The sequence below is a fragment of the Sphingomonas kaistensis genome, from assembly GCF_036884275.1.
Lineage (GTDB): Bacteria > Pseudomonadota > Alphaproteobacteria > Sphingomonadales > Sphingomonadaceae > Sphingomicrobium > Sphingomicrobium kaistense_A.
On the sequence record NZ_CP145607.1, the window covers coordinates 1,232,709 to 1,255,698 of the forward strand.

Annotated in this window: 29 protein-coding genes and 1 tRNA gene; 8 read left to right on the plus strand and 22 right to left on the minus strand. The window is 65.5% G+C overall.

Annotated features, from left to right (window positions below; translation table 11 throughout):
* Window positions 1–49: 49 nt before the first annotated feature.
* Window positions 50–562 carry a PEPxxWA-CTERM sorting domain-containing protein gene (locus V6R86_RS05955; RefSeq protein ID WP_338502862.1) on the plus strand — a complete coding sequence of 171 codons (513 nt, stop codon included), beginning with the start codon at window positions 50–52 and terminating at the stop codon, window positions 560–562.
* Window positions 563–575: 13 nt separating this feature from the next.
* Here the strand turns inward: V6R86_RS05955 and ctrA are convergent, their stop codons facing one another.
* A complete protein-coding gene (ctrA, locus tag V6R86_RS05960; RefSeq protein ID WP_338502863.1) occupies window positions 576–1,289 on the minus strand; it encodes a response regulator transcription factor CtrA in 714 nt (237 codons plus the stop codon).
* A gap of 400 nt (window positions 1,290–1,689) precedes the next feature.
* On the opposite strand from ctrA, the gene V6R86_RS05965 reads away from it, so the two are divergent.
* From V6R86_RS05965 to V6R86_RS05975, 3 genes are all read left to right on the plus strand, one after another.
* Window positions 1,690–2,454, plus strand: coding sequence for an RNA pseudouridine synthase (locus V6R86_RS05965; protein WP_338502864.1), 765 nt, complete (start codon window positions 1,690–1,692; stop codon window positions 2,452–2,454).
* The gene (gene arfB / locus V6R86_RS05970) at window positions 2,444–2,854 is read left to right on the plus strand and encodes an alternative ribosome rescue aminoacyl-tRNA hydrolase ArfB (RefSeq protein WP_338502865.1); all 411 of its coding nucleotides are present in this window, start codon (window positions 2,444–2,446) and stop codon (window positions 2,852–2,854) included. Before V6R86_RS05965 ends, arfB begins: the two co-directional genes overlap by 11 nt.
* Window positions 2,855–3,442: 588 nt before the next feature.
* Window positions 3,443–4,657: a VCBS repeat-containing protein gene (locus tag V6R86_RS05975; RefSeq protein WP_338502866.1), complete on the plus strand. Its 1,215-nt coding sequence runs from the start codon at window positions 3,443–3,445 to the stop codon at window positions 4,655–4,657.
* 146 nt (window positions 4,658–4,803) lie between these two features.
* On the opposite strand, the gene V6R86_RS05980 is transcribed toward V6R86_RS05975, so the two are convergent.
* Window positions 4,804–5,598: a hypothetical protein gene (locus V6R86_RS05980; protein WP_338502867.1), complete on the minus strand. Its 795-nt coding sequence runs from the start codon at window positions 5,596–5,598 to the stop codon at window positions 4,804–4,806.
* On the opposite strand from V6R86_RS05980, the gene V6R86_RS05985 reads away from it, so the two are divergent.
* The 3 genes from V6R86_RS05985 (at window position 5,580) to V6R86_RS05995 (ending at window position 8,022) form a co-directional block, all read left to right on the plus strand.
* The gene (locus V6R86_RS05985; protein WP_338502868.1) at window positions 5,580–6,011 is read left to right on the plus strand and encodes a hypothetical protein; all 432 of its coding nucleotides are present in this window, start codon (window positions 5,580–5,582) and stop codon (window positions 6,009–6,011) included. The genes V6R86_RS05980 and V6R86_RS05985 overlap by 19 nt on opposite strands.
* Window positions 6,012–6,093: 82 nt before the next feature.
* Complete coding sequence (locus tag V6R86_RS05990; RefSeq protein WP_338502870.1) at window positions 6,094–6,852, plus strand: sulfite exporter TauE/SafE family protein; 759 nt, start codon at window positions 6,094–6,096, stop codon at window positions 6,850–6,852.
* A 66-nt stretch (window positions 6,853–6,918) separates the two neighbouring features.
* On the plus strand, window positions 6,919–8,022 hold the full coding sequence (locus tag V6R86_RS05995) for a lipase family protein (protein ID WP_338502871.1): 1,104 nt from the start codon (window positions 6,919–6,921) through the stop codon (window positions 8,020–8,022).
* 7 nt (window positions 8,023–8,029) lie between these two features.
* On the opposite strand, the gene nadA is transcribed toward V6R86_RS05995, so the two are convergent.
* From nadA to pgsA, 17 genes are all read right to left on the minus strand, one after another.
* Complete coding sequence (gene nadA, locus V6R86_RS06000; protein ID WP_338502873.1) at window positions 8,030–9,049, minus strand: quinolinate synthase NadA; 1,020 nt, start codon at window positions 9,047–9,049, stop codon at window positions 8,030–8,032.
* A 17-nt stretch (window positions 9,050–9,066) separates the two neighbouring features.
* Window positions 9,067–9,759: a hypothetical protein gene (locus V6R86_RS06005; RefSeq protein WP_338502874.1), complete on the minus strand. Its 693-nt coding sequence runs from the start codon at window positions 9,757–9,759 to the stop codon at window positions 9,067–9,069.
* Entirely contained in the window at window positions 9,756–10,589 is an 834-nt protein-coding gene (locus V6R86_RS06010; RefSeq protein ID WP_338502875.1) for an MBL fold metallo-hydrolase, read from the minus strand. The genes V6R86_RS06005 and V6R86_RS06010 overlap by 4 nt, the downstream gene beginning before the upstream one ends.
* A gap of 37 nt (window positions 10,590–10,626) precedes the next feature.
* Window positions 10,627–11,184: a hypothetical protein gene (locus V6R86_RS06015; protein WP_338502877.1), complete on the minus strand. Its 558-nt coding sequence runs from the start codon at window positions 11,182–11,184 to the stop codon at window positions 10,627–10,629.
* A gap of 71 nt (window positions 11,185–11,255) precedes the next feature.
* Window positions 11,256–12,512: a glycosyltransferase gene (locus tag V6R86_RS06020; protein ID WP_338502878.1), complete on the minus strand. Its 1,257-nt coding sequence runs from the start codon at window positions 12,510–12,512 to the stop codon at window positions 11,256–11,258.
* A 253-nt stretch (window positions 12,513–12,765) separates the two neighbouring features.
* On the minus strand, window positions 12,766–13,080 hold the full coding sequence (gene grxD / locus V6R86_RS06025; RefSeq protein WP_338502879.1) for a Grx4 family monothiol glutaredoxin: 315 nt from the start codon (window positions 13,078–13,080) through the stop codon (window positions 12,766–12,768).
* Between the two features lie 6 nt (window positions 13,081–13,086).
* Complete coding sequence (locus tag V6R86_RS06030) at window positions 13,087–13,323, minus strand: BolA family transcriptional regulator (RefSeq protein ID WP_338502880.1); 237 nt, start codon at window positions 13,321–13,323, stop codon at window positions 13,087–13,089.
* 7 nt (window positions 13,324–13,330) lie between these two features.
* A complete protein-coding gene (locus V6R86_RS06035; protein WP_338502881.1) occupies window positions 13,331–13,657 on the minus strand; it encodes a DUF1476 domain-containing protein in 327 nt (108 codons plus the stop codon).
* Window positions 13,658–13,759: 102 nt separating this feature from the next.
* Window positions 13,760–14,290 (minus strand): fasciclin domain-containing protein, encoded by a 531-nt coding sequence (locus V6R86_RS06040; protein WP_425335945.1) that lies wholly within the window; start codon window positions 14,288–14,290, stop codon window positions 13,760–13,762.
* Window positions 14,291–14,394: 104 nt separating this feature from the next.
* The gene (locus V6R86_RS06045) at window positions 14,395–15,393 is read right to left on the minus strand and encodes an NADPH:quinone oxidoreductase family protein (protein WP_338502883.1); all 999 of its coding nucleotides are present in this window, start codon (window positions 15,391–15,393) and stop codon (window positions 14,395–14,397) included.
* Window positions 15,394–15,502: 109 nt separating this feature from the next.
* Complete coding sequence (locus V6R86_RS06050; RefSeq protein WP_338502884.1) at window positions 15,503–15,757, minus strand: hypothetical protein; 255 nt, start codon at window positions 15,755–15,757, stop codon at window positions 15,503–15,505.
* A 21-nt stretch (window positions 15,758–15,778) separates the two neighbouring features.
* Window positions 15,779–16,414, minus strand: a complete 636-nt coding sequence (locus V6R86_RS06055; protein ID WP_338502885.1) for a CoA transferase subunit B — start codon at window positions 16,412–16,414, stop codon at window positions 15,779–15,781.
* The gene (locus tag V6R86_RS06060; protein ID WP_338502886.1) at window positions 16,414–16,935 is read right to left on the minus strand and encodes a nuclear transport factor 2 family protein; all 522 of its coding nucleotides are present in this window, start codon (window positions 16,933–16,935) and stop codon (window positions 16,414–16,416) included. Before V6R86_RS06060 ends, V6R86_RS06055 begins: the two co-directional genes overlap by 1 nt.
* Complete coding sequence (locus V6R86_RS06065; RefSeq protein WP_338502887.1) at window positions 16,932–17,642, minus strand: CoA transferase subunit A; 711 nt, start codon at window positions 17,640–17,642, stop codon at window positions 16,932–16,934. Before V6R86_RS06065 ends, V6R86_RS06060 begins: the two co-directional genes overlap by 4 nt.
* 83 nt (window positions 17,643–17,725) lie before the next feature.
* Window positions 17,726–18,364 carry a glutathione S-transferase family protein gene (locus V6R86_RS06070; RefSeq protein ID WP_338502889.1) on the minus strand — a complete coding sequence of 213 codons (639 nt, stop codon included), beginning with the start codon at window positions 18,362–18,364 and terminating at the stop codon, window positions 17,726–17,728.
* Between the two features lie 83 nt (window positions 18,365–18,447).
* Window positions 18,448–18,747: an SCP2 sterol-binding domain-containing protein gene (locus tag V6R86_RS06075; protein ID WP_338502892.1), complete on the minus strand. Its 300-nt coding sequence runs from the start codon at window positions 18,745–18,747 to the stop codon at window positions 18,448–18,450.
* A 72-nt stretch (window positions 18,748–18,819) separates the two neighbouring features.
* Window positions 18,820–19,386 (minus strand): CDP-diacylglycerol--glycerol-3-phosphate 3-phosphatidyltransferase, encoded by a 567-nt coding sequence (gene pgsA / locus V6R86_RS06080; RefSeq protein ID WP_338502894.1) that lies wholly within the window; start codon window positions 19,384–19,386, stop codon window positions 18,820–18,822.
* A 117-nt stretch (window positions 19,387–19,503) separates the two neighbouring features.
* Between pgsA and V6R86_RS06085 the strand changes: the two genes are divergently transcribed.
* Complete coding sequence (locus tag V6R86_RS06085; RefSeq protein WP_338505427.1) at window positions 19,504–20,841, plus strand: MFS transporter; 1,338 nt, start codon at window positions 19,504–19,506, stop codon at window positions 20,839–20,841.
* A 7-nt stretch (window positions 20,842–20,848) separates the two neighbouring features.
* On the opposite strand, the gene V6R86_RS06090 is transcribed toward V6R86_RS06085, so the two are convergent.
* From V6R86_RS06090 to V6R86_RS06100, 3 genes are all read right to left on the minus strand, one after another.
* Window positions 20,849–21,013, minus strand: coding sequence for a hypothetical protein (locus V6R86_RS06090; RefSeq protein WP_338502896.1), 165 nt, complete (start codon window positions 21,011–21,013; stop codon window positions 20,849–20,851).
* 131 nt (window positions 21,014–21,144) lie between these two features.
* Window positions 21,145–22,659 carry a bifunctional diguanylate cyclase/phosphodiesterase gene (locus tag V6R86_RS06095; protein WP_338502898.1) on the minus strand — a complete coding sequence of 505 codons (1,515 nt, stop codon included), beginning with the start codon at window positions 22,657–22,659 and terminating at the stop codon, window positions 21,145–21,147.
* Window positions 22,660–22,827: 168 nt separating this feature from the next.
* Window positions 22,828–22,913 (minus strand) — tRNA-Leu (locus V6R86_RS06100).
* Window positions 22,914–22,990 lie beyond the last annotated feature (77 nt).

The window sequence follows — 22,990 nt, forward strand, 5'->3', positions numbered from 1 at the left end:
ATAAGTGCCGAAATGAAGCAAACTGGGTTAAGAATCTGGGGGAATCGGGATGCGTAAGTCTGTAGCGATCATGGCGGCGGCCGGCCTTTTGGGCCTTGCGGGTTCCGGCAATGCAGCAGTGGTCCAGCTCAACATCAGCGGCACCGCGGTCGGCACCCAGACGACGCTCGTATGCGGCCTGGGGCCGTGCAGTGCGCCGAGCCCGACGCTGAGCCAGTCCTACGCAACCAACTTCAACCAGTCGCTGCTCCCCTTCGACCTGAGGGAAGGCGATAACGCCTTCACCCATGGCGCGCTGAGCGGGATCGGGTTTTATTCGGGCATCATCAACAACACCAACGGCGTGCTGACGGGCCGCGACCTGTATTATTCTTACGAGAACCCGGGCGTGCGCACGATCACGGTCGGGAGCAGCTACATCAATGCGTCGGCTCGGACCTTCGCGGTCAATGCGATCGCTCCGGTGCCCGAGCCCGCGACGTGGGCGCTGATGCTGATCGGGTTCGGCGCGATCGGAACAGCGATGCGCCGGGCGCACAGGCGGACCTTGCAGGCCGCCTGAGCCCAAGGTCGCGTCAGGCGACCGCCGCTTCCGGCACCTCGACCTCAGCCTCGGCCGAATCGCGCAGCACGTATCCGCGGCCCCATACCGTTTCGATGTAATTGTCGCCGCCGCATGCGAGGCTGAGCTTCTTGCGCAGCTTGCAGATGAAGACGTCGATGATCTTGAGTTCGGGCTCGTCCATCCCGCCATAGAGATGATTAAGGAACATTTCCTTGGTCAGCGTGGTACCCTTGCGGAGCGACAACAGCTCCAGCATCGCATATTCCTTGCCGGTCAGATGCACGCGGGCACCGTCGACCTCGACCGTCTTGGCGTCGAGATTGACCGCCAGCTTGCCGGTCCGAATGACGCTTTGGCTGTGGCCCTTGGAACGGCGCACGATGGCGTGGATACGCGCCACCAGCTCGTCGCGGTGGAAGGGCTTGGTGACATAATCGTCGGCGCCGAAGCCCAGGGCCCGGACCTTGCTGTCCATCTCGCCGATGCCCGACAGGATCAGCACCGGGGTCGAGACCTTGGCGGTGCGAAGCTTCTTCAGCACGTCGTAGCCGTGCATGTCGGGAAGGTTGAGGTCCAGACAAATGATGTCGTAATCATACAGCTTGCCGAGATCGAGGCCTTCTTCCCCAAGGTCGGTGGTGTAGACATTGAACCCCTCGGTGCCGAGCATGAGCTCGATCGCCTTGGCAGTGGTCGGTTCATCCTCGATCAGCAGAACGCGCATAATCTCTTGTCCCCCGTTCGAGAGCCCAAGCCAAAGCGTTACGCCGGCTTAACGGCCCTGAAGCGTGTGTTAACCATTCGGGGTGTCGCCTGAAAAGATTAACATGACCTAAACGATGTCATTAGGTTCGACGCGTGGCCGGACTGCATCACTTATCCACAGGACATCCTTTGTTGCCCGCCGCCAGGCCGGCCAACCCGGCGGGGGCCGAACCTGAACAAGGTCACAAAGGTCACCGGTGGCGGGGGTATGATCGCAGACGCAATGGAGAATATCTGGACACGACCGGCGACGGAAACGAAACGGCTTGCAGGCAGGCGCATCGGCCAGGGTAGATCAGCCGAAATCCTACTTTGCAAGAAGGGTGCGGGCGGGGCCGGAAAGCTCTAGGGCACATCCCATGCAGCAGCTTCTTTCCTCGTTCATCCTGTTCATCGACGGCGAAGCCTTTGTGATGGACAAGCCCGCCGGCCTCCCGGTCGATACGCCCAAGCGCGGGGGGGAGAGCGTGGAGCGGCGGCTCGACGAACTGCGGTTCGGGTTCAAGCGCTTTCCGACCGCGATGCACCGGCTCGACCAGGATACGTCGGGCTGCCTGCTGTTCGCGAGGCACCCGGCGGCGCGGGCCAAGATCCAGCAGGCGTTCGAAAGCGGCCAAGTCGAGAAGACCTATCTCGCGCTGCTCGCCGGGACAGTCGAGGGCGAGGGAGGCGAGATCGACCTGCCGTTGTCCAAGAAAAGCTCGGCCGAAGCCGGGTGGCGGATGGTCGGCGATCCCAAGGGGCAGCGCGCGGTGACGCGCTGGCGCAAGATCGCCGAAAGGGACGACCGCACCCTGGTCGAATTCCGGCCGCTGACCGGGCGGACGCACCAGATCCGCGTTCACGCACGCGAAGGGCTGGGCGCGGGGATCGTCGGCGACCGGGTTTACGGCGTGCCGGGCGGGCCGATGCTGCTCCATGCGCAGCGGCTGGTGGTGCCGCGCGGCAACAAGGCGGCGATCGACGTTACCGCGCCGCTGCCCGCGCATTGGGGCGAATGGGCGAGCCTGGTGCCGGGCGGCACGACTGGCGAGAGCGAAGCGCCGCAATCGCCTGAGGTTCGGGCCCCCTTGACTGAGGTCGGGACAGGCGCCGCCGGGACGACGGAAGATCATGAAGCCTGACGACGTTCGCTTGCCGGACGAAGCGCTGAGCGAGACGTTTCTCGCCAGCACCGGACCGGGCGGCCAGAACGTCAACAAGGTCGCGACCGCCTGCCAGCTGAGATGCAACGTCTTCGCGCTGGGACTGCCGCTGCACGCCTATGAAAAGCTCAAGCTGATCGCGGGATCGAAGCTGACGCAGGGCGGCGAACTCATCATCACGGCGCGCACCCATCGCAGCCAGGAAGCCAACCGCGACGAAGCCCGCCGCCGCCTGCGCGACCTGATCGCCGAGGCCCACCAGCGCGACGCCAAACGCCGCCCAACCAAACCCAGCCGCGCGGCCAAGGCGAAAAGGGTGGAGACCAAGAAGGGCAGAGGTGCGGTGAAGGCGATGCGGGGACGGGTTAGCTTGGAATGAAGGGGGGTGTCTGCGTACGACCCATCGCGGACGTTGATGCCAGACTCAGCTTACCCTTGATCGCTTTCGAGCAACGAAAGCCAAGGTCGCTGCCAAAAGGGACGGCAGGAGCCAGTCCAGCCACGGATCAGCTGTCTGCCAAACGCGAAAATCGAAACCGCCCCACCACGGCATATTGGCTCTCAAACCACCACCGTAGTGCTCGATCCACCGGTACTCGGCTTGCGTAATTTCGCGGGAGATCGCCCAAGCGCTCGCCACAAAGGCTCCTGCGATCCAATCTCTGCAAAGCCAAACGATGGCTAACTGCATGAGCGCCGCAAGGGCAAGGTGACCCAAAATTCCCATACAAAGGGAAAACCACAGCCGGGGTCAGTCTTCCACCCTTCCGAGATTTGCGAGGCGTACTTTCAGTTACCTGCGCAAACAGGCGTTTGGTATCACGGACTTCCTCGCCAACCAGGGCTTGACCTTGCAGGACGATTTCCCGCGAGCCGTTGACGAGGTCAGCGGCGATGGGCCAGCATCGCTTTGAATACTAACACCGACCAGCGGCGTCGGTAATGCCGCAGGCGTAGGAGAGTAACGATGTTCAGTCGACAAGCGGAAGATCAGTACCTCGCGCTTGACCAGTTTTCCTCGCGAGCTTCCTTAGAGTCGATTGCGTCGGAAGCGACCACTTTCCGGTCGCCCTCGACTTTATCTGTAATGAGCCAGTCGACTGTTGGCGCGAGGGCATTTTCCGCCGCGACCCCGGTATCGACGACCTACTTCGAGCTCCCGGATCTTGTTCTGAACAACTTCGGCGTGAGCCAAGGCTGGAATGGCCAGCGCCTTTTTCCCCGCTTGCTCGGCGATGTGAACGGCGACGGGTTCACTGACATCCTGGGGCTTAGTTTCAACGGGTTGCTGGTGTCCTACGGAACCGCAAGCGGCCAATTTACCCAACCTGCCTTTATTTATGGCCGTACGTTTTTTCCGAGGCAGAACTCCTACGACGAGGAGTATTCGCTTGGTTTCAAGCTCAATGACGTGAACGGAGACAAGAGGGCCGATCTCGTGGAATTCCTGCCCGGCGGCGTGAGCGTCCTCCTGGGGCAAAGCGACGGTACGTTTGGTCCCGCGACGCGGACCATCAACGACTTCGGCTTCAAGCAGGGCTGGACCATACCACAATACACGCCGCGGTTGATGGCCGATGTGAATGGCGACGGGCGGTCCGACATCGTCGGCTTCGGTTATGCCGGAGCGCTGGTGGCGCTTGCCACGGGGGAGACCGGCCAGAACCAGTTCAAGGATCCTATTCTGGGCCTTGCCGACTTCGGTCTCAATCAGGGGTGGCGCGACGCCGATCTTTTTCCCAGGGCCCTTGGCGATGTGAATGGCGATGGATTGGCGGACATTGTCGGGTTCGGGGACGAGGGGGTGTCGGTTTCCCTGTCAAACGGCGATGGCACGTTCGCACCGATGTTCTTCGCGCTGAACGATTTCGGGCTGGCCCAGGGCTGGTCGAGCCAGACATTCTTCAAGAGATTGGTCGGCGATGTGAACGGAGACAATCGCGCGGACATCGTGGGGTTCGGCACCGCCGGCGTCTACGTGGCGCTCGGTCGTAGCGACGGGACTTTTTCCGCTCCAGCCCTCGACGTCGTTGATTTCACGTCGCGGCAAGGCTGGACCAACGACAACCTCTATTACCGTGACCTTGCTGACCTCAACAACGACGGGCATCTGGACATCGCCGGCTTCGGCACGGCGGGCGTGTTGGCAGGACTGAATACGAGCTCGCATTTTCTTGTTTAGCTGAGGCTCCGCAAGCCAGCTTGTCCGATCGACCGTCACGGAAGCCGCGTCCGCGTTCAACCCGGTGTGGACATCCAGCGGCTCAGGACCGCGTTGTTTTGCCTGCTAGCAACGACAGTCCCGGCTATCCTCCCGTTTCGGGCCGGCTAACGGCACCTCGGATGCTGCTGGATGTCGCGGACATCGTAGAAGCGGCCATCCGAGATCGTCACCTGGATGCATTGGCGTGACTGGGGTCGGTACTGGATCGAATAGCGCGTGTTGGCGGAGGTGAAGTTGTCGACCTGGCGAAAGCCGCGCTGTTCGAGCGTGCTCATGCCGCCGGCCGCGCGGGCGCCGTTGAGGTCATTGATCTGCGCGAAGTCGGTATAGCCGCCGCGGCCGCTGTGATGCGCGAGATTGGCGTTTCGCTCGTCGACCCCGGCCTGATAGCCGGACGAATATTGCTCCGATCGGTCGTAGTTATGGTACGAAGCGTTGTGCAGGCCGTCGGCGTAGCCGCGTTCGTACTGCTGTTCCACGACCGCGTCGGAGGAATGATTGCCATCCTGGTGGTGGTGCGATTTGTGGCTCAGCAGCGCGCCCAGGATCGCGGCGCCCGCCACCACTCCGACGGCTGCCGCCGCATTGCCGTTGCCCGCTTTCTGATGACAGTCCGAGGCGGAGGCGTCGGTGACCGAGACGACGAGCCGGTTGTGCGCTTCGACGCTGATGCAGTTGCGGCCGTTCGCCTGCCACCAGTAGGAATAGGCGTAGCTTATCGAGTTGCTTTGGCTGTCGGCATAGGTGAAGCCTCGTGCGGTGAGCGCGCTTTCGGCGCGATCGGGCGACAGGCCGTTGAGATTGGTCAGCTGGTTCGCTTTTTGCGCGAAGGCCGGGGAGGCGAGCAGCGCCAGGCACGACGCCGCTGCACAAAGACGGCTTGCAACATTTTTCCGCATGTCATTCTCCCCTGTGCAATGTGGATGTCGTCGGCTTACCCGCCTTCGATCAAGAGATCGGGAATCTCGTACACCTCGACCGTGCCGATCCGGACGATGCTGACGTCGCCTCGCCGGGTGGCGGCAAGGCCGGCCTGGCTGTCGCTCGAGATCGGATTGAGCTGACGAAACAGGATGGTGCGCTCGCCTCTGTCGCCGCCGACGCGCCGGTGGCGAAGCGGATCGGCACCACGCGTTGCGCCGATGCGGTGGCCGACAGGGTGGCCGCGAGCGCGGATGCCGCCACCAGCAGGAACTTGCGCATGACACGCTCCTTCGAAAGGCGAAGAGCCGGTATCGATAGCGATGGTGTTCCGTACGGTTGCCGGAGTCCAGTTTCACGGCACCTCGCCAGCCGCACCGCGCTTCGCTAACGCTGATCGGGTGACCGTCGACAGCCTTAAGCATTGCGTTGTTCTGGGCGTCTTGATCCTCCCGACGCGCTGAGGTGACCCTTTGAGCGAGATTGCCGGAATCCTGCTCGCGGCCGGCGCGGGGCTGATCGGAGGGGCGATGAACGCGCTGGCGGGCGGGGGGACGTTCGCGACCTTGCCGGCGCTGATCGCGCTGGGGTTGCCGGCCAACATCGCCAATGCGACCAGTAATGTCGCGCTGCTGCCCGGCGCGGCGACGAGTGCGTGGGCGTTCCGCAAGGAATTGGGGCCGGTGGCCGGCATTTCGGTGCTGGTGCTGGCCGCGCTGACGTTCGGGTTCGGACTGGTCGGAAGCTATCTGCTCGTCGTCACGCCGGCGGCGACATTCGATATCATCATCCCGTGGCTGCTGCTGTTCGCCTTCGTGGTGATGGCGCTGGGCAAGGGCGCGGCCGACTGGTTGCACAAGCGGGTGACGATCGGGCGGCCGACCCTGCTCGCCTCGCAGGCGCTGCTGGGCGTTTATGGCGGCTATTTCGGCGGCGGCGTGGGGTTGATCACCACCGCGCTCTACGGGCTGCTGGCGAATATCTCGCCGCGCGAATTGTTCGCGATCCGGACGGCGATGCTGGCGGTGGCGAACATGGCGGCGGCGATCGTGTTCATTGGCTTTGCGATGGTGTGGTGGTGGGCGTGCGTGCCGATGCTGGTGGGGTCGGTGATCGGCGGATGGCTGGGCGCGCTGCTCGGCAAGCGCTTGTCGGCGCGGGCGGTGCGGTGGTGGACCCTGCTGGTGACGGGCGCGACCACCGCGGTGTTTTTCGTGCGGGCCTACGGCTGAGGAAGAGATTGCGTTCGCCGAGATAAGGGAGTGGGCTGACTTCGAGGAACGGTCGGGAGTCGCGAAATGCGTGGCCTTGTACTTATGATCGGATTGGCGATTGCGGCGCCGGCCGCGGCGCAGCGGAGCAATCTGGTTGCGGCGCAGCCGGTGGTGAGCCCGCCCGCCGGCATGCAGGCATGGACAATCCGCTATCTCAGCCGCGACGATCGCGGCGTCGAGCGCGAACTGACCGGCATGGTGGTCGCCCCGCGCGAAGCCATCCCTCGGCAGCCGCGGCGGGTGCTGGCGTGGACCCACGGCACGTGGGGAAGCGCGTCGTCATGCGCGCCGTCGCTGAGCCCGAAGTTCTTCGAAAAGACTCCGGCGATCGATGCGGTGCGACAGGGCTATGTGGTGGTCGCGCCCGATTATCCGGGACTGGGGAGCGCCGGCGTGCATCCGTATCTGGTCGGCACGGTGACCGGGCGCTCGGTTCTCGATGCGATACGCGCGGCGCAGCGCATTCCGGGCGCGGCGGCGGGCAGCAGCTATGCCGTGTGGGGCGAAAGCCAGGGCGGCCATGCGGCGCTGTGGACCGGGCAGATGCAGGGCGTGGACGGTGCGGGGCTGCGGCTGGTGGGGGTCGCGGCGGGCGCGCCGCCGACCGATCTCGGCGCCAATATGCGGCAAGCGAGCGATGCCAATGCGCGGGCGTTCCTGACCGCGCTCACGGTCGACAGTTGGAGCCATTACTATGGAGTGCCGCTGAAGATCGGCCGGGCGCGGACGCCTGGGATCATTCAGCGGCTGGCGCAGAAATGCGTGACCACCGATTCGGGGCTGAAGTTCGGAACCCTGCTCGGCATCCTCGCGCTGCGGCAGGATCTGGCGCGGGTCGATCTGGGCCGGACGCCGCCGTGGGCGAGTTATGTCGCGGCCAACAGCACCAGCCCGGTCAGCCGGGTGCCGGTGCTATTTGCGCAAACGGCGCAAGATCCGCTGGTCGCGCCGGCGGTGACCCGGGCCTTCGCGCGGCGGATGTGCGCGAACCGGGTGCGGGTGAAGTGGATCGACCTGCCGGGCAAGGATCATGCGACCACGGCGAAGCAAAGCGCGGGTGCGACGCTGAGCTGGATCGACGCGCTGTTCGCCGGACGCCAGGCGCCGAACGATTGCGGGAGATTCTAAGCGCCGCCTAGTCCTGCTCGCCTTCGCTGCGGAAAGGCACGATCGGACGACCGACATCGCCCTGACCGACGGTGCGGCCGGCCATTTCGAGCATCCGTTCGAGCGGCACGCGGGCCTTATCCATCAGCTCGGGCTCGAGCTCGATCCGGGGTTCGAGATCGCGAAGCGAGATGTAGAGCTTCTCCAGCGTGTTCAATGCCATGTAGGGACACATGTTGCAGTTGCAGTTGCCGTCGCCGCCGGGGACCCCGATGAAGGTCTTGTCCGGCGCGGCCTTTTCCATCTGGTGAATGATGTGCGGCTCGGTCGCGACGAGGATCACCTCGGCGGGCGAGGCGATGGCGAAGTCGAGGATCGAGCGGGTCGAGCCGACATGGTCGCTATGATCGATGATGTGCGGCGGGCATTCGGGGTGCGCGGCGACGGGGGCGCCCGGATATTGCGCCTTGAGCTTGAGTAGCTCGGTTTCCGAAAACGCCTGGTGGACGATGCAGATACCCGGCCACAACAGCATCTCGCGCCCGGTTTTGCGCGCGAGATAGCCGCCGAGGTGGCGGTCGGGGCCGAAGATGATCTTCTGCTCCTTGGGGATCTGGGCGAGGATGGCGTCGGCGCTGCTGCTGGTGACGATGATGTCGCTCTGCGCCTTCACCGCGGCCGAGCAGTTGATGTAGGTCAGCGCGATGTGGTCGGGGTGCGCGGCGCGGAAGGCGGCGAACTGGTCGGGCGGACAGCTGTCTTCGAGGCTGCAGCCGGCGTCCATGTCGGGAAGGATGACGGTCTTTTCAGGGCTGAGGATCTTTGCGGTTTCGGCCATGAAGCGCACGCCGCAAAAGGCGATCACGTCGGCGTCGGTCGCCGCGGCCTTGCGGCTGAGGTCGAGGCTGTCGCCGACGAAGTCCGCCAGGTCCTGAAGCTCGGGCTTCTGATAATAATGCGCGAGGATGACGGCGTTGCGCTCCTCCTTGAGGCGCTGGATCTCGGCAAGGAGGTCGGTGCCGACCGGCGGGCGGAGGGGTGCTGTCATGATGGCTCCAGATAGGCTCAGCGTTGGCGATCCGCCAGCACCTGCTCGATCGAGCGGCTGACGTCCCAGCGTTCGCCGTCGCGGACCCCGGCGGCGGGGGTGACGACGCGGACGGTGATGGGGCCCAGCCCGGCGGCGTCGAGCGGCGCTCGGGCGAGGTCGGCGACGACCTTTTCGGCGTTTTTCTGCGCGGCGGCGAGATTGGCGGGCTCGGCCGCGACTTCACCGGCCTTGGCGGTGGCGAGCTGCGAGGCGCGGCGGGCAAGGTTGGTCGAGGCGTTGCGGGTGACGAAGATGCCGCTGGTGCCCGACACGGCGCGATTGGCTTCGTCGACATTGGGCGGTTCGGGCGTCACCAGTGGCACGCGGATGGTCAGCGCGCGAGATGCCGGGTCCCAGCGATAATCGTCGGCGCCGACCTGCGACAGGTCGAGCGTGTAGCCGACGCTGTAGGGGAGGGTCGCCTTTTGCGAGGACCGCAGTAGCGATATCGCGCCGGGATCGACCACGGTGACGTCGAGCGTGCCCTTGACCTCACCGACCTTGAGCGCGGCCTTGTTGGAGAAGGTGGCGGAAAGAACGCGGACGATGCCCTGCGCCTGCGCCAATTCTTCCTCGACCCGGCGTTCTTCGGCTTGTCTGGCGTTCCACCAGACGGCCCCGCCGATCACCGCCAGCGCGAGGAGCAGCAGCGGCCAGTAACGTTTCAAACCTTCCATAGACCCTGAACGCAGGTGACGGCCCCGCGCTCCTCCAGCGTGATGAGGTGGGCGAGCGCGGTGGCTTCGGCGGCGGGGCGCAGGCGCGGGTCGAGCGCGGGGTAGGCGCGCTGCGTCAAGTCGGCGAGGGTGGCAGGGGCTTCACCGACAAGGCGAAGCAGCTGGCGCTCGCGCTGCAGGCGATGGCCGAGGATGCCGCGCATCAGGCGCTGGGGGTCCGCGACCGGCTCGCCATGAGCGGGGTGGAACAGGGTTTCGGAGCGGGCCTGAAGCTTCTGCAAGCTTGCCATGTAGGCGCCCATGTTGCCGTCGGGCGGAATGACCACCGTGGTCGACCAGCCCATGACGTGGTCGCCGCTGAACAGGCGATGCCCGAGCGCGAAACACAGGTGGTTGGAGGTGTGGCCGGGGGTGTGGACGGCCTCGATGGTCGCGCCGCCGGCCTCGACCGTCTCGCCGTCGGCGAGGATGCGGTCGGGGGCGTAGCTGGTGTCGAAGCCCGCTTCCTGATTGCCCGGCACGACCAAAGGTGCGCAGCCCCAGACGGGGGCGGCAAGGCGCTCGGCCAGCGGAGCAGCGGCCGGGCTGTGATCGCGGTGGGTGTGGGTGACGAGAATGGCGTCGACCGGGCGGCCGCCGACCGCGGCAACGAAGGCATCGAGATGCGCGGGATCGGCCGGGCCGGGGTCGAGGATGGCGAGCCGCTCGGTGCCGATCAGGTGCACCCACGTGCCCTCGCCGGTGAAGGGCGACGGGTTGGGCGCGAGCAGGCGGGCGAGGCCGGGCCCGAGCGGTTGCAGGATGCCGGGGGTGTGGGTCACTCAGCCGGCGATGACAGAGCCGTGCCCGGCGGGCAACTCACTCGTTCACGGGGAGCTTGGCGATGGCCTCGTTGATGGCGACGGCAAGGCGGGTGCGGGTCTCCGGCGAGAGGTTGGTGTCGGCTTCAATCCGCTTGGCGGCGTCGCGCAGTTGCTGGGCCTTGGAGACGTTGCTGTCGCCCATTGCACAGATCATGATGCGGTTCTTGTTGCCGTCCTTGTCGAGGGTTTCGCTTTCGACCTTGGCACCCTTGGCGCAGGAGAAGGATTTGACGCTTGCGCCGTCGGCAGGGCCGGCACCGCGAACGACGCGAATCTCCCGGCGTTCTTGCCCGGAGCGGGTCTTTACTTCGTCCTTTGCATGAGGATCGTCGACCGCGCACATGTCGCCCTTGTCGCCGCATGGCACCACCCTGATGGCCTTGCTCTCGTCGACGGTGACCCGAATGACGCGTTCGCTGCTTGCGGATCCATCGGCAGGTCGGTCGACGATGACTTCGCGAACGATCGTGCGCTCACCCTTTGCGGAAGGCAGGGCGACGGGGGGAACGGGAGTCGCAGCCTGGATGGCGGCGAGCATCATGGTGGCGATCATGGGCTTTTTCCCTGCTGGGCATGTCCGGCGAAAGACAGCATGACCCAGTCAGGCGCGCGTTGGAAGTGCCTTCAGGCGCCGACCAGCGAGCCCGCCGGCACCGTTCCCGCGACCGGGCGCGTCGCGGCATGGGCAAGGGCGTGGGGGATCACCGTTCCGAACAGGATTGCCATGCTGTGCGGCCAGCTATATTCGCCTGACACATAGGCCCGGCCGCGCTCGCCCATCGCCCGGTGGTCGCCGGCAAGGACGGTCTGGATGTTGGCGGCCATCGCATCGACGTCGGCGATAGGGCCGAGCAGGCCCATGCCGGGCAGCACGCGTTCGGGCATCGCGCCGCCATCGACGCCCACTACGGGGAGGCCCGACGCCTGCGCCTCGATCACCGACACGCCGAAGGTCTCGTTGGGCATGGCCGAGACGTAGAGATCGGCGCTGGCGAGATAGCGGGCGAGGGTGGCGCGATCGGTGACGAAGCCCGGCGTGATGATGCGGGGATCGCGGAGGGCCTCGAAATCGTCCTTTTGCGGGCCCTGGCCCAAGAGGACGATGCGGGCGCCGAGGCTTGCGGGCAATTTGCGAAAGGCTTCGACGATGATGTCGGGGCGCTTTTCGATGTCCATCCGGCCGACGTAGATCAGCAGCGGCTCGTCGCCTTCGAGGCCGAGCTCGCGGCGGAGTTCGGGATCGCGGCGCTCGGGGCCGAAGTCGGCGAGGTCGACGCCAAGCGGCAGGATCTGGACGTCCTCGACCCCGAGCGAGCGCAGCAGGCGGCCGCCGCCCGCTTCGGACAGGGCGTAGACGCAATCGAACTGGCGGTAGAGCTTGCCGCAATAGCCATAGCAGAACCGGCCGAGCGCCCCGCCGATGGTCGCGCCGAGCGACTTGGACACCGGCCGCTCGACGTAGACATTGGGAAAATCGGTCATGTAGCCCGCGACCAACGCGGTGCCGGGATGGTCGCGGCGGTGGCGGATGGCGGCCCACGGCAAATTGTAGGCGTCCTGGCATTCGATCACGTCGGGCATGAAGCGGGCCAGCGCCTTGCGCACCGCGCCGTTGCGCAGGAGCAGGCGATAGTTGGGGCTGAAGGGGACCTTGGGGCTCTTGATCCACACGGTGATCGCGCGGCGATCGTCGCTGATTTCCACCGAATTGGCCGGGCCGGGGAGAATCATCAGATGGACGTGCGGAGTGTTGGCGAGGATGTGCGCGCGCTTGGCGCGAAGATAGGTGCCGACCCCGCCGCCTACCGCCGACCAGCTTTGCGTCAGGTCGCACAGCAGCAGCGAGCGTTCGGCGCCGGAAGGGGAGATGGTCGGGTTCACCACGCGAGCCAATGCACTTACCGACGCAAAGTGCCAGCGCGATTTTGAGCTGTCGGAATGTTTGACAGTCCGAAAGCCGCCGGCACGAATGAATCTTCAGAGAATGGCGGAAAACCGTCGCCGAGCAAAATCTGGCACGGTGACTGCATCACTGATGCTGTCCACTTTGGTTCCACGCCAAACAGAGGGGCGGCTAAGCGGTTTCTGGTCCCGCTTCGCCGCCCCTTCTTGTTTGGGCGTGATAGAACCGCGCTCAAGCGTCCGCCGCGACCAGGTTCTTGAGCTCGCCGCTTTCGAACATTTCCATCATGATGTCAGAGCCGCCGACGAATTCGCCCTTCACATAAAGCTGGGGGATGGTCGGCCAGTCGCTATAGTCCTTGATGCCTTGGCGGATCTCCTGATCCTGAAGGACATCGACCGTCTCATACTGGGTGCCGAGATGCTCGAGGATGGCGATTGCGCGGCTGGAGAAACCGCATTGCGGGAACAGTGCGGTGCCCTTCATGAAGAGGACGACGTCGTTGCTCTTGACCAGCGCGTCGATGCGCTCGTGGGCGGTGCTCATGGGTGGTTACTCCTGGGGGACGGCGGTGGTGAGCTGGAGGGCGTGCAGTTCGCCGCCCATCCTTCCTCCCAGCGCGCGGTAGACGAGTTGGTGCTGGCGGACCCGCGGTAGGCCGGCAAAGGCCGCGCTGGTGACGGTGGCGGCATAATGGTCGCCGTCACCGCGCAGGTCGGTGATCTGAACCTGCGCATCAGGGAGCGCGGCGCGGATCAGCGCTTCGATATCGTCGGCGGCCATCGGCATGATGCGATCAGCCCTGCGCTTCCATCAGCTGACGGCGCGCTTCGACCGTCTTGTCGGCGAGCTGCTGGCGAATGGCGGCGTCGTCGATCTCGATATTGGCGGCGGTGAGGTCGCCGAGGATCTTACGGATCACGTCCTCGTCACCGGCTTCCTCGAAGTCGGCGCGAACGACGTCCTTGGCGTAGGCTTCGGCTTCGACTGCCGAGAGTTTCATCAGGCCCGCGGCCCAGTGACCGACGAGCTTGTTGCGCCGGGCGATGACCCGGAACTTCATTTCCTCGTCATGCGCGAACTTGGTTTCAAAGGCCCGCTCGCGATCGTCGAAGGTCGTCATGTCCGCTCCCACTGAAGGTCTTCATCGGGAGATAGGCGCGGGGGACGCGAGAGGGAAGCCGTCATTGCGAGGACCGGCCCCGCAATGACGGCAATCCGCTGTTTACGGCATCACGACCGCATCGATGGCGTGGATGACGCCGTTAGAGGCGTTGACGTTGGCGGTGACGACATGCGCCATGCCGCCCTTGGCGTCGGTCAGCATGATGCGATCGCCCATCAGCGAGGCCTTGAGCTGGCCGCCCTGGACGGTGGTCAGCGTGGCGGTGCCGCCGCCGTCGCGGATGAGCTTGGTCAGCTGCGCCGCGTTCACCCGGCCCGGCACCACATGGTAAGTGAGGACCGAGGTGAGCGTCGCCTTGTTGGCGGGCTGCAGCAGGGTGTCGACGGTGCCGGCCGGAAGCTTGGCAAAGGCGGCGTTAGTCGGCGCGAAGACGGTGAAGGGACCCTTGCCCGACAGGGTGGTGGCAAGATCGGCGGCCTTGACCGCGGCGACCAGCGTCGAGAAGTCCGAGTTGCCGGTGGCAACTTCGACCACGGTCTTGCCCGTGGTCATGTGATGATCGAGGGCGGCCGCCGGAGTGGCGGCGAGGGTCAGGCCAGCGAGGGCGGCAAAGAAAGCAGGTGTTCGCATCGTTTTGGCTCCGGTGCAGTTGCTTCGGCGGGATAGCCGATTGCTGCAACGGAAGTGGTGCGGGGATACCCGGCTTTTCAGCTGGCCTTTGGACGGGGTGCGGCTCAGTCGATCTCCACCACGACCTTGCCGATCACCTGCCGCGCGGCGAGCGAGGCGATGGCGTCGCCGCCGCGTGTCAGCGGGTAGGTCGCGCTGACGCGGGGGCTGATCTTGCCGGCGTCCCATAGCGCGAACAGCTCTCCGACATGGGCCTGGTTGGCCTTCGGATCGCGCGCGGCGAAGGCGCCCCAGAACACGCCGCAGACGTTGCAGCTTTTAAGCAGCGTGAGGTTCAGCGGCAGGCGCGGGATGCCGGCGGGGAAGCCGACCACGAGGTAGCGGCCTTCCCAGGCGATGGAGCGCAGCGCGGGCTCGCAATAGTCGCCGCCGACGGGGTCGTAGATGACGTCTGCGCCCTTGGGGCCGACCGCGGCCTTGAATTGCTCGGCCAGCGCCTTTCTGGCGTCCTTGTCGAACGGACCGCGCGGATAGACGATCGCCTCGTCGGCGCCGGCATCACGCGCGGCCTGCGCCTTTTCCTCGCTAGAGACGGCGGCGATGACGCGGGCGCCGCGCGCCTTGCCGAGTTCGACGGCGGCCAAGCCGACACCGCCGGCGGCGCCGAGCACCAGCAGGGTTTCGCCGGCTTTGAGCTGGCCGCGGTCCCACAGCGCATGGATCGAGGTGGCGTAGGTGAGGAGCAACGCGGCGCCTTGCGCGAAGCTGCGGCTTTCGGGGAGGCGAAAGGCAGAGGCGGCGGGGATGACGATCTGTTCGACGAGGCCGCCGAAACCGGGAACCGCGAGGAGGCGGTCGCCGACCGACCAGCCGGTGACGCCGTCACCCAGGCCGATGACCTCGCCCGCGATCTCGCCGCCCGGCGCGAAGGGGCGGGGCGGGCGCATCTGATATTTGTCCTCGATGATGAGGACGTCGGGAAAGTTGATCGCGGCGGCGCGGACGCGAACCAGCAGTTCGCCGGGGCCGGGCGTGGGGTCGGGGAGCTCGGAGAGCTGAAGCGTGTCGGGGCCGCCGGGCTGGTGCGAAAGCAGTGCGCGCATCGTGGTTCCTTTCGTCACCCCGGACCTAAGCCGGGGTTCCGCTGTGTCTGCTTCCTGCGATGAAGGGTAGCGGGACCCCGGGTCAAGCCCGGGGTGACGGGAGAGGGGTTCAGCGCGTGCGGCGGTGGTAATCCTCGGCGATGTCGGCGCCGGTCATGCCGTCGAAGGTGGTGCGGGCGAGCTTGTCCCTGTCGGCGGCCATTCGGCGGCTGCCGACCGAGGCCAGCGCCTGGTCGAAGGCGAGGCGGTCGGCGGGGCCGAGCTGCTCGCGCGCTGCGGCGGCGGTGGCGGCGAAGCGTTCCGGCGAGGAGCCGTCTAGGGTGACGGGCGGCGCCTCCGGGGCGCAGCCTGCGAGGAATAGCAAGGGCAGGAGACGGCGAACCGCTCAGCCTTCGTATCGCGCTGTGGTCTTTTGGCGCACTTCCTCAGGCGTCACGCCGGGCGCCACCTCGATCAGCTTGAACGGGCTCGCATGATCGGCGCGCTGAAAGACGGCGAGGTCGGTGATGATCATGTCCACGACGTTGCGGCCGGTCAGCGGCAAGGTGCATTCGGGAATGAACTTGGGATCACCGATCTTGCTGGTGTGCTCCATCACCACGATGATCTTCTTGACGCCCGCGACGAGATCCATCGCGCCGCCCATGCCCTTGATCATCTTGCCCGGAATCATCCAGTTGGCGATGTCCCCATCCTGGCTGACTTCCATTGCGCCGAGCACCGTCAGGTCGATATGCCCGCCGCGGATCATCGCGAAGCTGTCGGCCGAGCTGAAATAGACAGACGAAGGAAGCTCGGAGATGGTCTGCTTGCCGGCATTGATGAGATCGGCGTCGACCTCGTCGTCATACGGGAACGGGCCGATGCCGAGCATGCCGTTTTCGGATTGCAGCGTGACGTTGACGCCGTCCGGAATGTGATTGGCGACCAGCGTCGGGATGCCGATGCCGAGGTTCACGTAGAAACCGTCGCGCAGCTCTTTCGCGGCGCGGGCGGCCATGTCGTCACGGGTCCAGGGCATTAGCGGGCTTCCATGTCTTTAGGGAGGGGCAGCTGCGGGTCGGCGGCCTGCCAGAGGATCGAGTGGACCAGCCAGCGGCCGTCGGATTCGCGGACCAGCTGAAAGCTGTTGATGCCGCGGACGTTGACGGTGCCGTCGGTGCTGGTGCCGTGATAGGACGACCAGACCTGGGCGACATTGCCGTACATCTGCACCCGGCCGACCAGCTCGCGTTCGGTGAAGCCGACCTTTTCGAGGCTGGGGCCGGCCTTGGCGATATAGTCTTCGAGCGAGCCGCCCGACAGGCTGCTGCGTCCGGCGGCGTAGAGCCGTGCGTCCGGGGTGAAGAGTTTGCGCATCCGGACCCAGTCGCGCTTTTGTCCGGCGGGCCCCGAGATGACCGCGTAGACGTCGGCGATCGCGCTGCGGACCGCGGCCTCTTCGACGGCTGGGGTGCCGAGTGGCTTACTCACGTCGAGGGCGAGCATCGGGAGCGCCGCAGGCTGGCCGGAAGCGAGCGCGAAGGCGAGGAGCAGGCTCATGCCGCTTCGCGCGTCCGCACGGTGCGGAATTCGATCTTCTTGTCGTAGGGGGCGCCCAGGATCAGGCGTTTCACGTAGATGCCGGGGAGATGGATGGTGTCGGGGTCGAGCGAGCCGACCGGCACGATTTCCTCCACCTCGGCGACGCAGATCCTGCCGCTGGTCGCGGCGGGGGCGTTGAAGTTGCGGGCGGTCTTGCGGAAGATGAGGTTGCCGCTCTCGTCGGCCTTCCAGCCCTTGATGATGGCGAGGTCGGCGCGGATGCCTCGTTCGAGGATATAGTCCTCGCCGTCGAACTCCTTCACTTCCTTGCCTTCGGAGACCTTCGTGCCGACACCCGTCTTGGTGTAGAAACCGGGAATGCCTGCGCCGCCCGCGCGCATCCGTTCGGCGAGCGTGCCTTGAGGGCAGAATTCGACTTCGAGTTCGCCCGAGAGATACTGGCGCTCGAACTCCTTGTTCTCGCCAACGTAGCTGCTGATCATCTTCTTGATCTGACGGGTGCGCAGCAGCTTGCCGAGGCCTTCGTTGTCGATCCCGGCGTTGTTCGAGGCGACGGTCAGCTCCTTGACGCCGCTGGCGACGATCGCGTCGATCAGTCGCTCGGGAATGCCGCACAGGCCGAAGCCGCCGGCCGCGATGGTCATGCCGTCGTGAAGCAGCCCGTCGAGAGCTGCGGCGGCATCGGGATAGATCTTGTTGGCCATGCCGCTTCCATAATCAGGACGGACGGCCGGCGGCAAGTTGAAAGAGTTTTCAACTTGCCGCCGGTTCCCCTGTATGTCGACGATCAGGCGAACTGCTCGATTTCGAGGCCCTCGTGCGCGATCGCCTTCTCGAAAGCGGGTCGCTCGGCCACGCGGCCGACCAATGCGGCCCAGCGCGGATAAAGCGAGAGGTCGAATTTGGCGGCGCGGGCCCAGCGGTAGAAGACGGCGGCATAGGTATCGGCGGCGGTATAGTCGCCGCCCGTCAGCCAGCCGTCACCGCACAGGTCGTCGAGCTCGACGAAATGGCTCGACAGGGCGGCATGGGCGCCTTCCTTGATCCCGGGGTGGAGGCTTTCGTCGGGCGTGAAGCGGGCCGGGCGGAACAGGGCGGCGAAGGCGGTGGCGTGAACGGTGCCGCTAAGCCAAGCGATCAACTGGGTCGCCTTGGCGGTCTCATAAGCGTCGCCGCGCGGGATCGACCCGGGGGCGTCGAAACGATCGGCGAGGTAGCCGAGGATGGCGAGGTTTTCGGTGATCGTGCCCTGATCGGTGACGAGGGCGGGGACGCGGCCGTGCGGGTTGATCGCGAGATAGTCGGCCGAGCGCTGCTGGTTGCTGGCGAAATCGACCCGCTCGGCTTCATGCTCGGCGCCGGCTTCGTGGAGTGCGGTGTGGGAGACGAGGCTGCAGGCGCCGGGCGAGAAATAGAGTTTGAGCATGGGTTCTCCGCTTTGCTCCGGCGGAAAACCGGAACCTCGGGCGACAACGCGTCTGCCGCCGCCCGAGGCCCACGTGAAAAAGCTCAGCGCAGCTTGGCGAGAACGCCCTGAAGCTGCATCGCGTTGGACATGTCGCCTTCGACCTTGAGCTTGCCGGTCATGAAGGCGGTCATGCCGTCGAGCTGGCCGGCGGCCATCGCCTGCCAGTCGTTCCAGTTGACCTTGATGGTGGTGTCGGCCGGGCTTTCGGCGTCCTCGGTGACCTGGTTGGCCTGACCGTCGAGCAGGATCGCGCCTTCGTCACCGAAGTGGAGGCGGACCTTCTTGCCCGGAACGAACGCGCCCGCGTCCTGCATCTTGGTCACCAGTTCCTGCTTGGTCATCGCGTCAATTCTCCTGACAAAATTGTAGGTAAGGAGGTAGCGAGCCGCCCGCCGGGGGGCAAGCCCGCTGGTTCAATCCATGTGCTTGAGGCCGATGCGCAGATAATCCCAGCCGGTGATCCCGGTCAGGATCGCCGCCGCCCACAGGCTGACGAGGCCGGTGGCGTGGACCCACCAGACGTCCGGTGTCGCGCCCGCGAGGATCAATGCGCCCAGCGCGACCAGCTGGAAAGTGGTCTTCCATTTGGCGAGCTTGCTGACCGGCATCGAGACATGCAGCGGAGCCAGGAATTCGCGCAGGCCCGAAACGATGATCTCGCGCAGCAGGATCACGCCCGCGGGAATGAGATGGATGCCGTGGATGATCGGCATCGCGTCGGGCTGGCGGCTGGAGACCAGCATCAGGATTACCGCGGCGACCATGATCTTGTCGGCGATCGGATCGAGGAATTGGCCGAGGCGGCTGATCTGGCCTTGTGCCCGGGCCAGATAGCCGTCGAAATAATCGGTGATGCCGACCAAGCAGTAGAGGACAAAGGTGACGAGATAGTCGAACGGCCGCGGCGTCCACAGCAGGGCGACCAGGATCGGCACCGCGAAGATCCGCGACAGAGTGAGGAGGTTGGGCAGCGAAAGCATCGTTCCCGCCCGTCTTAGGGCAGGAGTGGCCGAACGCCAAAGGGCCTTGTTGGCGGCGCGCCCATCCGCCGCTAAGCCGTTGAAGAACCAAAGGCTGCGCGAGGCGCTTCAAGCTTGATCCAGAATGTCACGCACCTGCTGAAGACCCGGCGCTTCGTGCCGCTATTCGTCACCCAGTTCCTCGGTGCCTTCAATGATAACCTGTTCCGCACCGCGATGGTGATGCTGGTGATCTACGGCATCTATAAATCGGCGGAACAGGAAGCGGCCTTTTCGGCGCTGGCCGGCGGGCTGTTCATTTTGCCCTTCTTCCTGCTTTCGGCGCTGGCTGGGCAGTTGGCGGACGCGATCGACAAGACGCGGATCATTCGCGCGGTGAAGACCGCCGAGATCGGGATCATGCTGTTCGGCGCGGCGGGCCTGCTGTTGCTGAACGTGCCGCTGATGCTGGTCGCGCTGACCGCGATGGGCATTCACTCGACCTTTTTCGGGCCTATCAAATACGCCATTCTGCCGCAGCATCTGGAGGGCGACGAGGTGCTGGGCGGAACCGGGCTGGTGGAGGCGGGGACCTATATCGCCATTCTCGCCGGAACGATCCTTGGCGGCCTGCTGGTCGTGCAGGATCCGGACGGGCGCTATCATGCCGAATATGCTGCGGGCGCCGTGCTGCTGGTCGCGATCGCCGGGCGCATCGCCGGTCAGTTCGTCCCGCCCGCCCCGCCGTCGACCGAAGATAAGGGAACGATCAACGATCCCGATCTGCCGCAGGCAAAGCTCGACTGGCACATCCTCCGCGCGTCGATCCATCTCGTCAAAGCGACGATGCACGTCCCGCGGTTGTTCGTCGCGATCCTGGCGATCAGCTTTTTCTGGGCGATGGGGGCGGTGCTGGCGGCGCAATTCCCACCGCTGGTGAAGAACGTATTCGGGGGCGACCAGAGCGTCGCGACCTTGTTCCTCGCCATCTTCTCGGTCGGGGTGGCGACCGGATCCCTGATCATCAACCGGCTGCTGAAGGGAGAGGTGTCGGCCCGCTTCGCGCCGGTGTCGGCGCTGCTGATGGGACTGTGCGTTCTGGGGCTGTACCTGCTTAGCCGGACCTGGACCCCGTTCGCCGAGCTGGTCGGCATCCGCACCTTCCTTGCCGAGCCGTCGGGCTGGCCGGTGGTCGCGAGCTTGTTCGGAGTGGCGACCTTTGGCGGCATGTTCGTGGTGCCGCTCTACGCCTATCTCACCACCAGCGTGCCGAAGTCGGAAACAGCGCGGACGGTGGCGGCCAACAATATCGTGAATTCAGGCGCGATGGTCGGTGCGACCGTGCTGCTGTTCCTGGCCGTGCGCCTTGGCGTGTCGGTGCAGGAGACGCTGCTGCTGGTGGCGGCGGGGACGGTGGTGTCTGCATGGCTCGGCCGCAAATTGCACCAGGCCTGCCTGGCGGCCGGGTGCCCCTGAGCGCCGTTTAAAAGATGAACAGACTGACGGCGAAGAAGCCGGCGGCATAGGCCGTCGCGAACAGCCGCGCGTCGGGGCTGAGCCCCGTCGGCACGGTGCGCGAGAGCTGCTGCAACCAGCGCCGACCGACGCCGAAGTGCAGGGGATGCGGACCGCCGAGGCGGACGGACATAGGCAGGGCAACGGCCCGGACACGACGCATGGCAAATACCTTAACGTGGTTTTTACCATGCTCAAACGGAGGTCGCGGCCAACCGGTTTCCGGCGTCTAATATCGGGACAATATGAGGCGGTAGAGCGGGCTTAGCCGACCTGCCGCAGCGCCGTTTCGGCGGCGGCGGCACGGCGGTGGAGAAGATCGGTGACGGCGTCGGCGTCCATCGGCTTGCTGACGAACCAGCCCTGGCCCGTATGCGCGCCGAGCGCGGCGGCCTTGTCGTAGGTCGCCGCATCCTCGAGCCCTTCGGCGGTCACCGGGATCGACAGCGCCTGGGCAAGCGTGGTCACCGCCTTGACGATGGCGGCGCTTTCACGGTCGACGTGGACGGTGGCCATGAAGCTGCGGTCGATCTTGATCATGTCGAGCGGCAGCATGCGCAGGTGCGACAGGCTGGAAAAGCCTGTGCCGAAGTCGTCCAGGGCGAGGCGGACTCCCTGGTTCTTGAGGCTGACCACGAGATTGCGAGCAAGGTCGACGTCGGCGAACAGCGAGCTTTCGGTGATCTCGACGATCAGGCGGTCGGCCGGAAAACCGTGCTCGGTGATCAGCCGGACTAGCCGCTGCGCCAGCCACAGGTCGTTCAACTGGACCGGCGAGACGTTGATCGACAGGCTGAAGTCGCCTTCCCACTCGCGCGCCGCTTCCATCGCCTGTGCGGCGACGAGTTCGCTCAAGGGGCCGATCACCCCCATTTCCTCGGCAACCGGAATGAAGATTTCGGGGCTGAGAACGCCGCGGTTGGGATGCTGCCAGCGGGCGAGGACTTCGAACCCGCTGAGCGCGCCGGTGGCTAGGTTCACCTGTGGCTCGAAATAAGGAATGAACTGGCGATGCTCGATGCCGACGCGGATCGCCTGTTCGAGTTCGCTGCGTTCGATAAGCGCTCGCTCCATGCTGCTGTCGAACCAAGTCGGGCGCGCGGCGCGCGCGCTGCGGGCATGGTCGAGGGCGATGTCGGCGCGGCGCAAGATGTCGGGGGCGCGGCAGGCAACGCCGGGCGGAGCGCTGGCGATGCCCGAAATGGCGCCAACCTGCACGTACGTGCCGGCGATGTCGTAGGTGCGGCTGACGTCGCGCAGCAGTGCTTCGGCCAGCCCTTCGGCCGACGGGAGATCGGCCTTGTGAACCGCGAGGGCGATTGCGAATTCGTCGCCCGACAGGCGCGCGGTGACGGCGCCGTCGGGGACGTGGGCACTCATCGCTTCGCCGATGCGCTTCAAGAGGGCATCGCCCATGTCGAAGCCGAAGCGGTCGTTGATCCGTTTGAAGCGCTGCATCTGGAGCGAGATGATGACCAGGCAATGGTCGGCATCGACGGCGCCTTCGCACAGGGTGTCGACACCCTCGGCGAAGCCCTTGCGGTTGGCGAGGCCGGTGATGCTGTCGGTCGCGGCCTGCACCGCGGCGTTGCGTTCGCCTTCGGCGCGCAGGGCAGCTTCCTGCTGCAGGTCGGCATAGCGGCGATAGCCGAACAGGATCAGCGCGACATTGAGGACGAGGGCGGCGGCGGCGACCTGGACGCTTGGATCAAGTCCGCTGGCACGGTCACTGGCGACGAAGTGGAGCAGGCTGCTGCCGTTCCAGATAAATGCACCCACCGCGCACAGCAGCAAGGCGATGACGGGCCACTCGGTTCTGGCCGGGCCACGGGGTCGTCGGCGAAACGGTTGAACTGTTACAGAACCGAGCATGTCGGCGATGTGCAACAGAACCTGTAAATTTTTTGCTCCATTTCGGTCTAATTGTCACAACCGCTCTCTGGAGAGTGGTGCGGACGGCGGGACTTGAACCCGCACTTCGTTCCCGAAAGCCGATTTTAAGTCGGCTGCGTCTACCATTCCGCCACGTCCGCGCCGGCCATCGCTTGCCTCGCCGGCGAGCCTTCGGTCAAGCGAACCCGGTCACCTAAAAAAATTACGCCTCCGTCAT

Bases quoted from the DNA above. Each gene is read 5' to 3' on its own strand.
- V6R86_RS05975 (WP_338502866.1), top strand. From the start codon at position 3,443: ATGTTCAGTCGACAAGCGGAAGATCAGTACCTCGCGCTTGACCAGTTT.
- pgsA (WP_338502894.1), bottom strand. From the start codon at position 19,386: ATGCTTTCGCTGCCCAACCTCCTCACTCTGTCGCGGATCTTCGCGGTG.
- V6R86_RS05955 (WP_338502862.1), top strand. From the start codon at position 50: ATGCGTAAGTCTGTAGCGATCATGGCGGCGGCCGGCCTTTTGGGCCTT.
- ctrA (WP_338502863.1), bottom strand. From the start codon at position 1,289: ATGCGCGTTCTGCTGATCGAGGATGAACCGACCACTGCCAAGGCGATC.
- V6R86_RS06040 (WP_425335945.1), bottom strand. From the start codon at position 14,290: ATGCGAACACCTGCTTTCTTTGCCGCCCTCGCTGGCCTGACCCTCGCC.
- V6R86_RS05995 (WP_338502871.1), top strand. From the start codon at position 6,919: ATGCGTGGCCTTGTACTTATGATCGGATTGGCGATTGCGGCGCCGGCC.
- V6R86_RS06060 (WP_338502886.1), bottom strand. From the start codon at position 16,935: ATGAGCCTGCTCCTCGCCTTCGCGCTCGCTTCCGGCCAGCCTGCGGCG.
- V6R86_RS06055 (WP_338502885.1), bottom strand. From the start codon at position 16,414: ATGCCCTGGACCCGTGACGACATGGCCGCCCGCGCCGCGAAAGAGCTG.
- nadA (WP_338502873.1), bottom strand. From the start codon at position 9,049: ATGACAGCACCCCTCCGCCCGCCGGTCGGCACCGACCTCCTTGCCGAG.
- V6R86_RS05980 (WP_338502867.1), bottom strand. From the start codon at position 5,598: ATGCGGAAAAATGTTGCAAGCCGTCTTTGTGCAGCGGCGTCGTGCCTG.
- V6R86_RS06015 (WP_338502877.1), bottom strand. From the start codon at position 11,184: ATGATCGCCACCATGATGCTCGCCGCCATCCAGGCTGCGACTCCCGTT.
- arfB (WP_338502865.1), top strand. From the start codon at position 2,444: ATGAAGCCTGACGACGTTCGCTTGCCGGACGAAGCGCTGAGCGAGACG.
- V6R86_RS06090 (WP_338502896.1), bottom strand. From the start codon at position 21,013: ATGTCCGTCCGCCTCGGCGGTCCGCATCCCCTGCACTTCGGCGTCGGT.
- V6R86_RS06065 (WP_338502887.1), bottom strand. From the start codon at position 17,642: ATGGCCAACAAGATCTATCCCGATGCCGCCGCAGCTCTCGACGGGCTG.
- V6R86_RS06070 (WP_338502889.1), bottom strand. From the start codon at position 18,364: ATGCTCAAACTCTATTTCTCGCCCGGCGCCTGCAGCCTCGTCTCCCAC.
- V6R86_RS06045 (WP_338502883.1), bottom strand. From the start codon at position 15,393: ATGCGCGCACTGCTTTCGCACCAGCCCGGCGGCCCCGACACGCTTCAG.
- V6R86_RS05965 (WP_338502864.1), top strand. From the start codon at position 1,690: ATGCAGCAGCTTCTTTCCTCGTTCATCCTGTTCATCGACGGCGAAGCC.
- V6R86_RS06035 (WP_338502881.1), bottom strand. From the start codon at position 13,657: ATGACGACCTTCGACGATCGCGAGCGGGCCTTTGAAACCAAGTTCGCG.
- grxD (WP_338502879.1), bottom strand. From the start codon at position 13,080: ATGAGCACCGCCCACGAGCGCATCGACGCGCTGGTCAAGAGCAACGAC.
- V6R86_RS06030 (WP_338502880.1), bottom strand. From the start codon at position 13,323: ATGCCGATGGCCGCCGACGATATCGAAGCGCTGATCCGCGCCGCGCTC.
- V6R86_RS06075 (WP_338502892.1), bottom strand. From the start codon at position 18,747: ATGACCAAGCAGGAACTGGTGACCAAGATGCAGGACGCGGGCGCGTTC.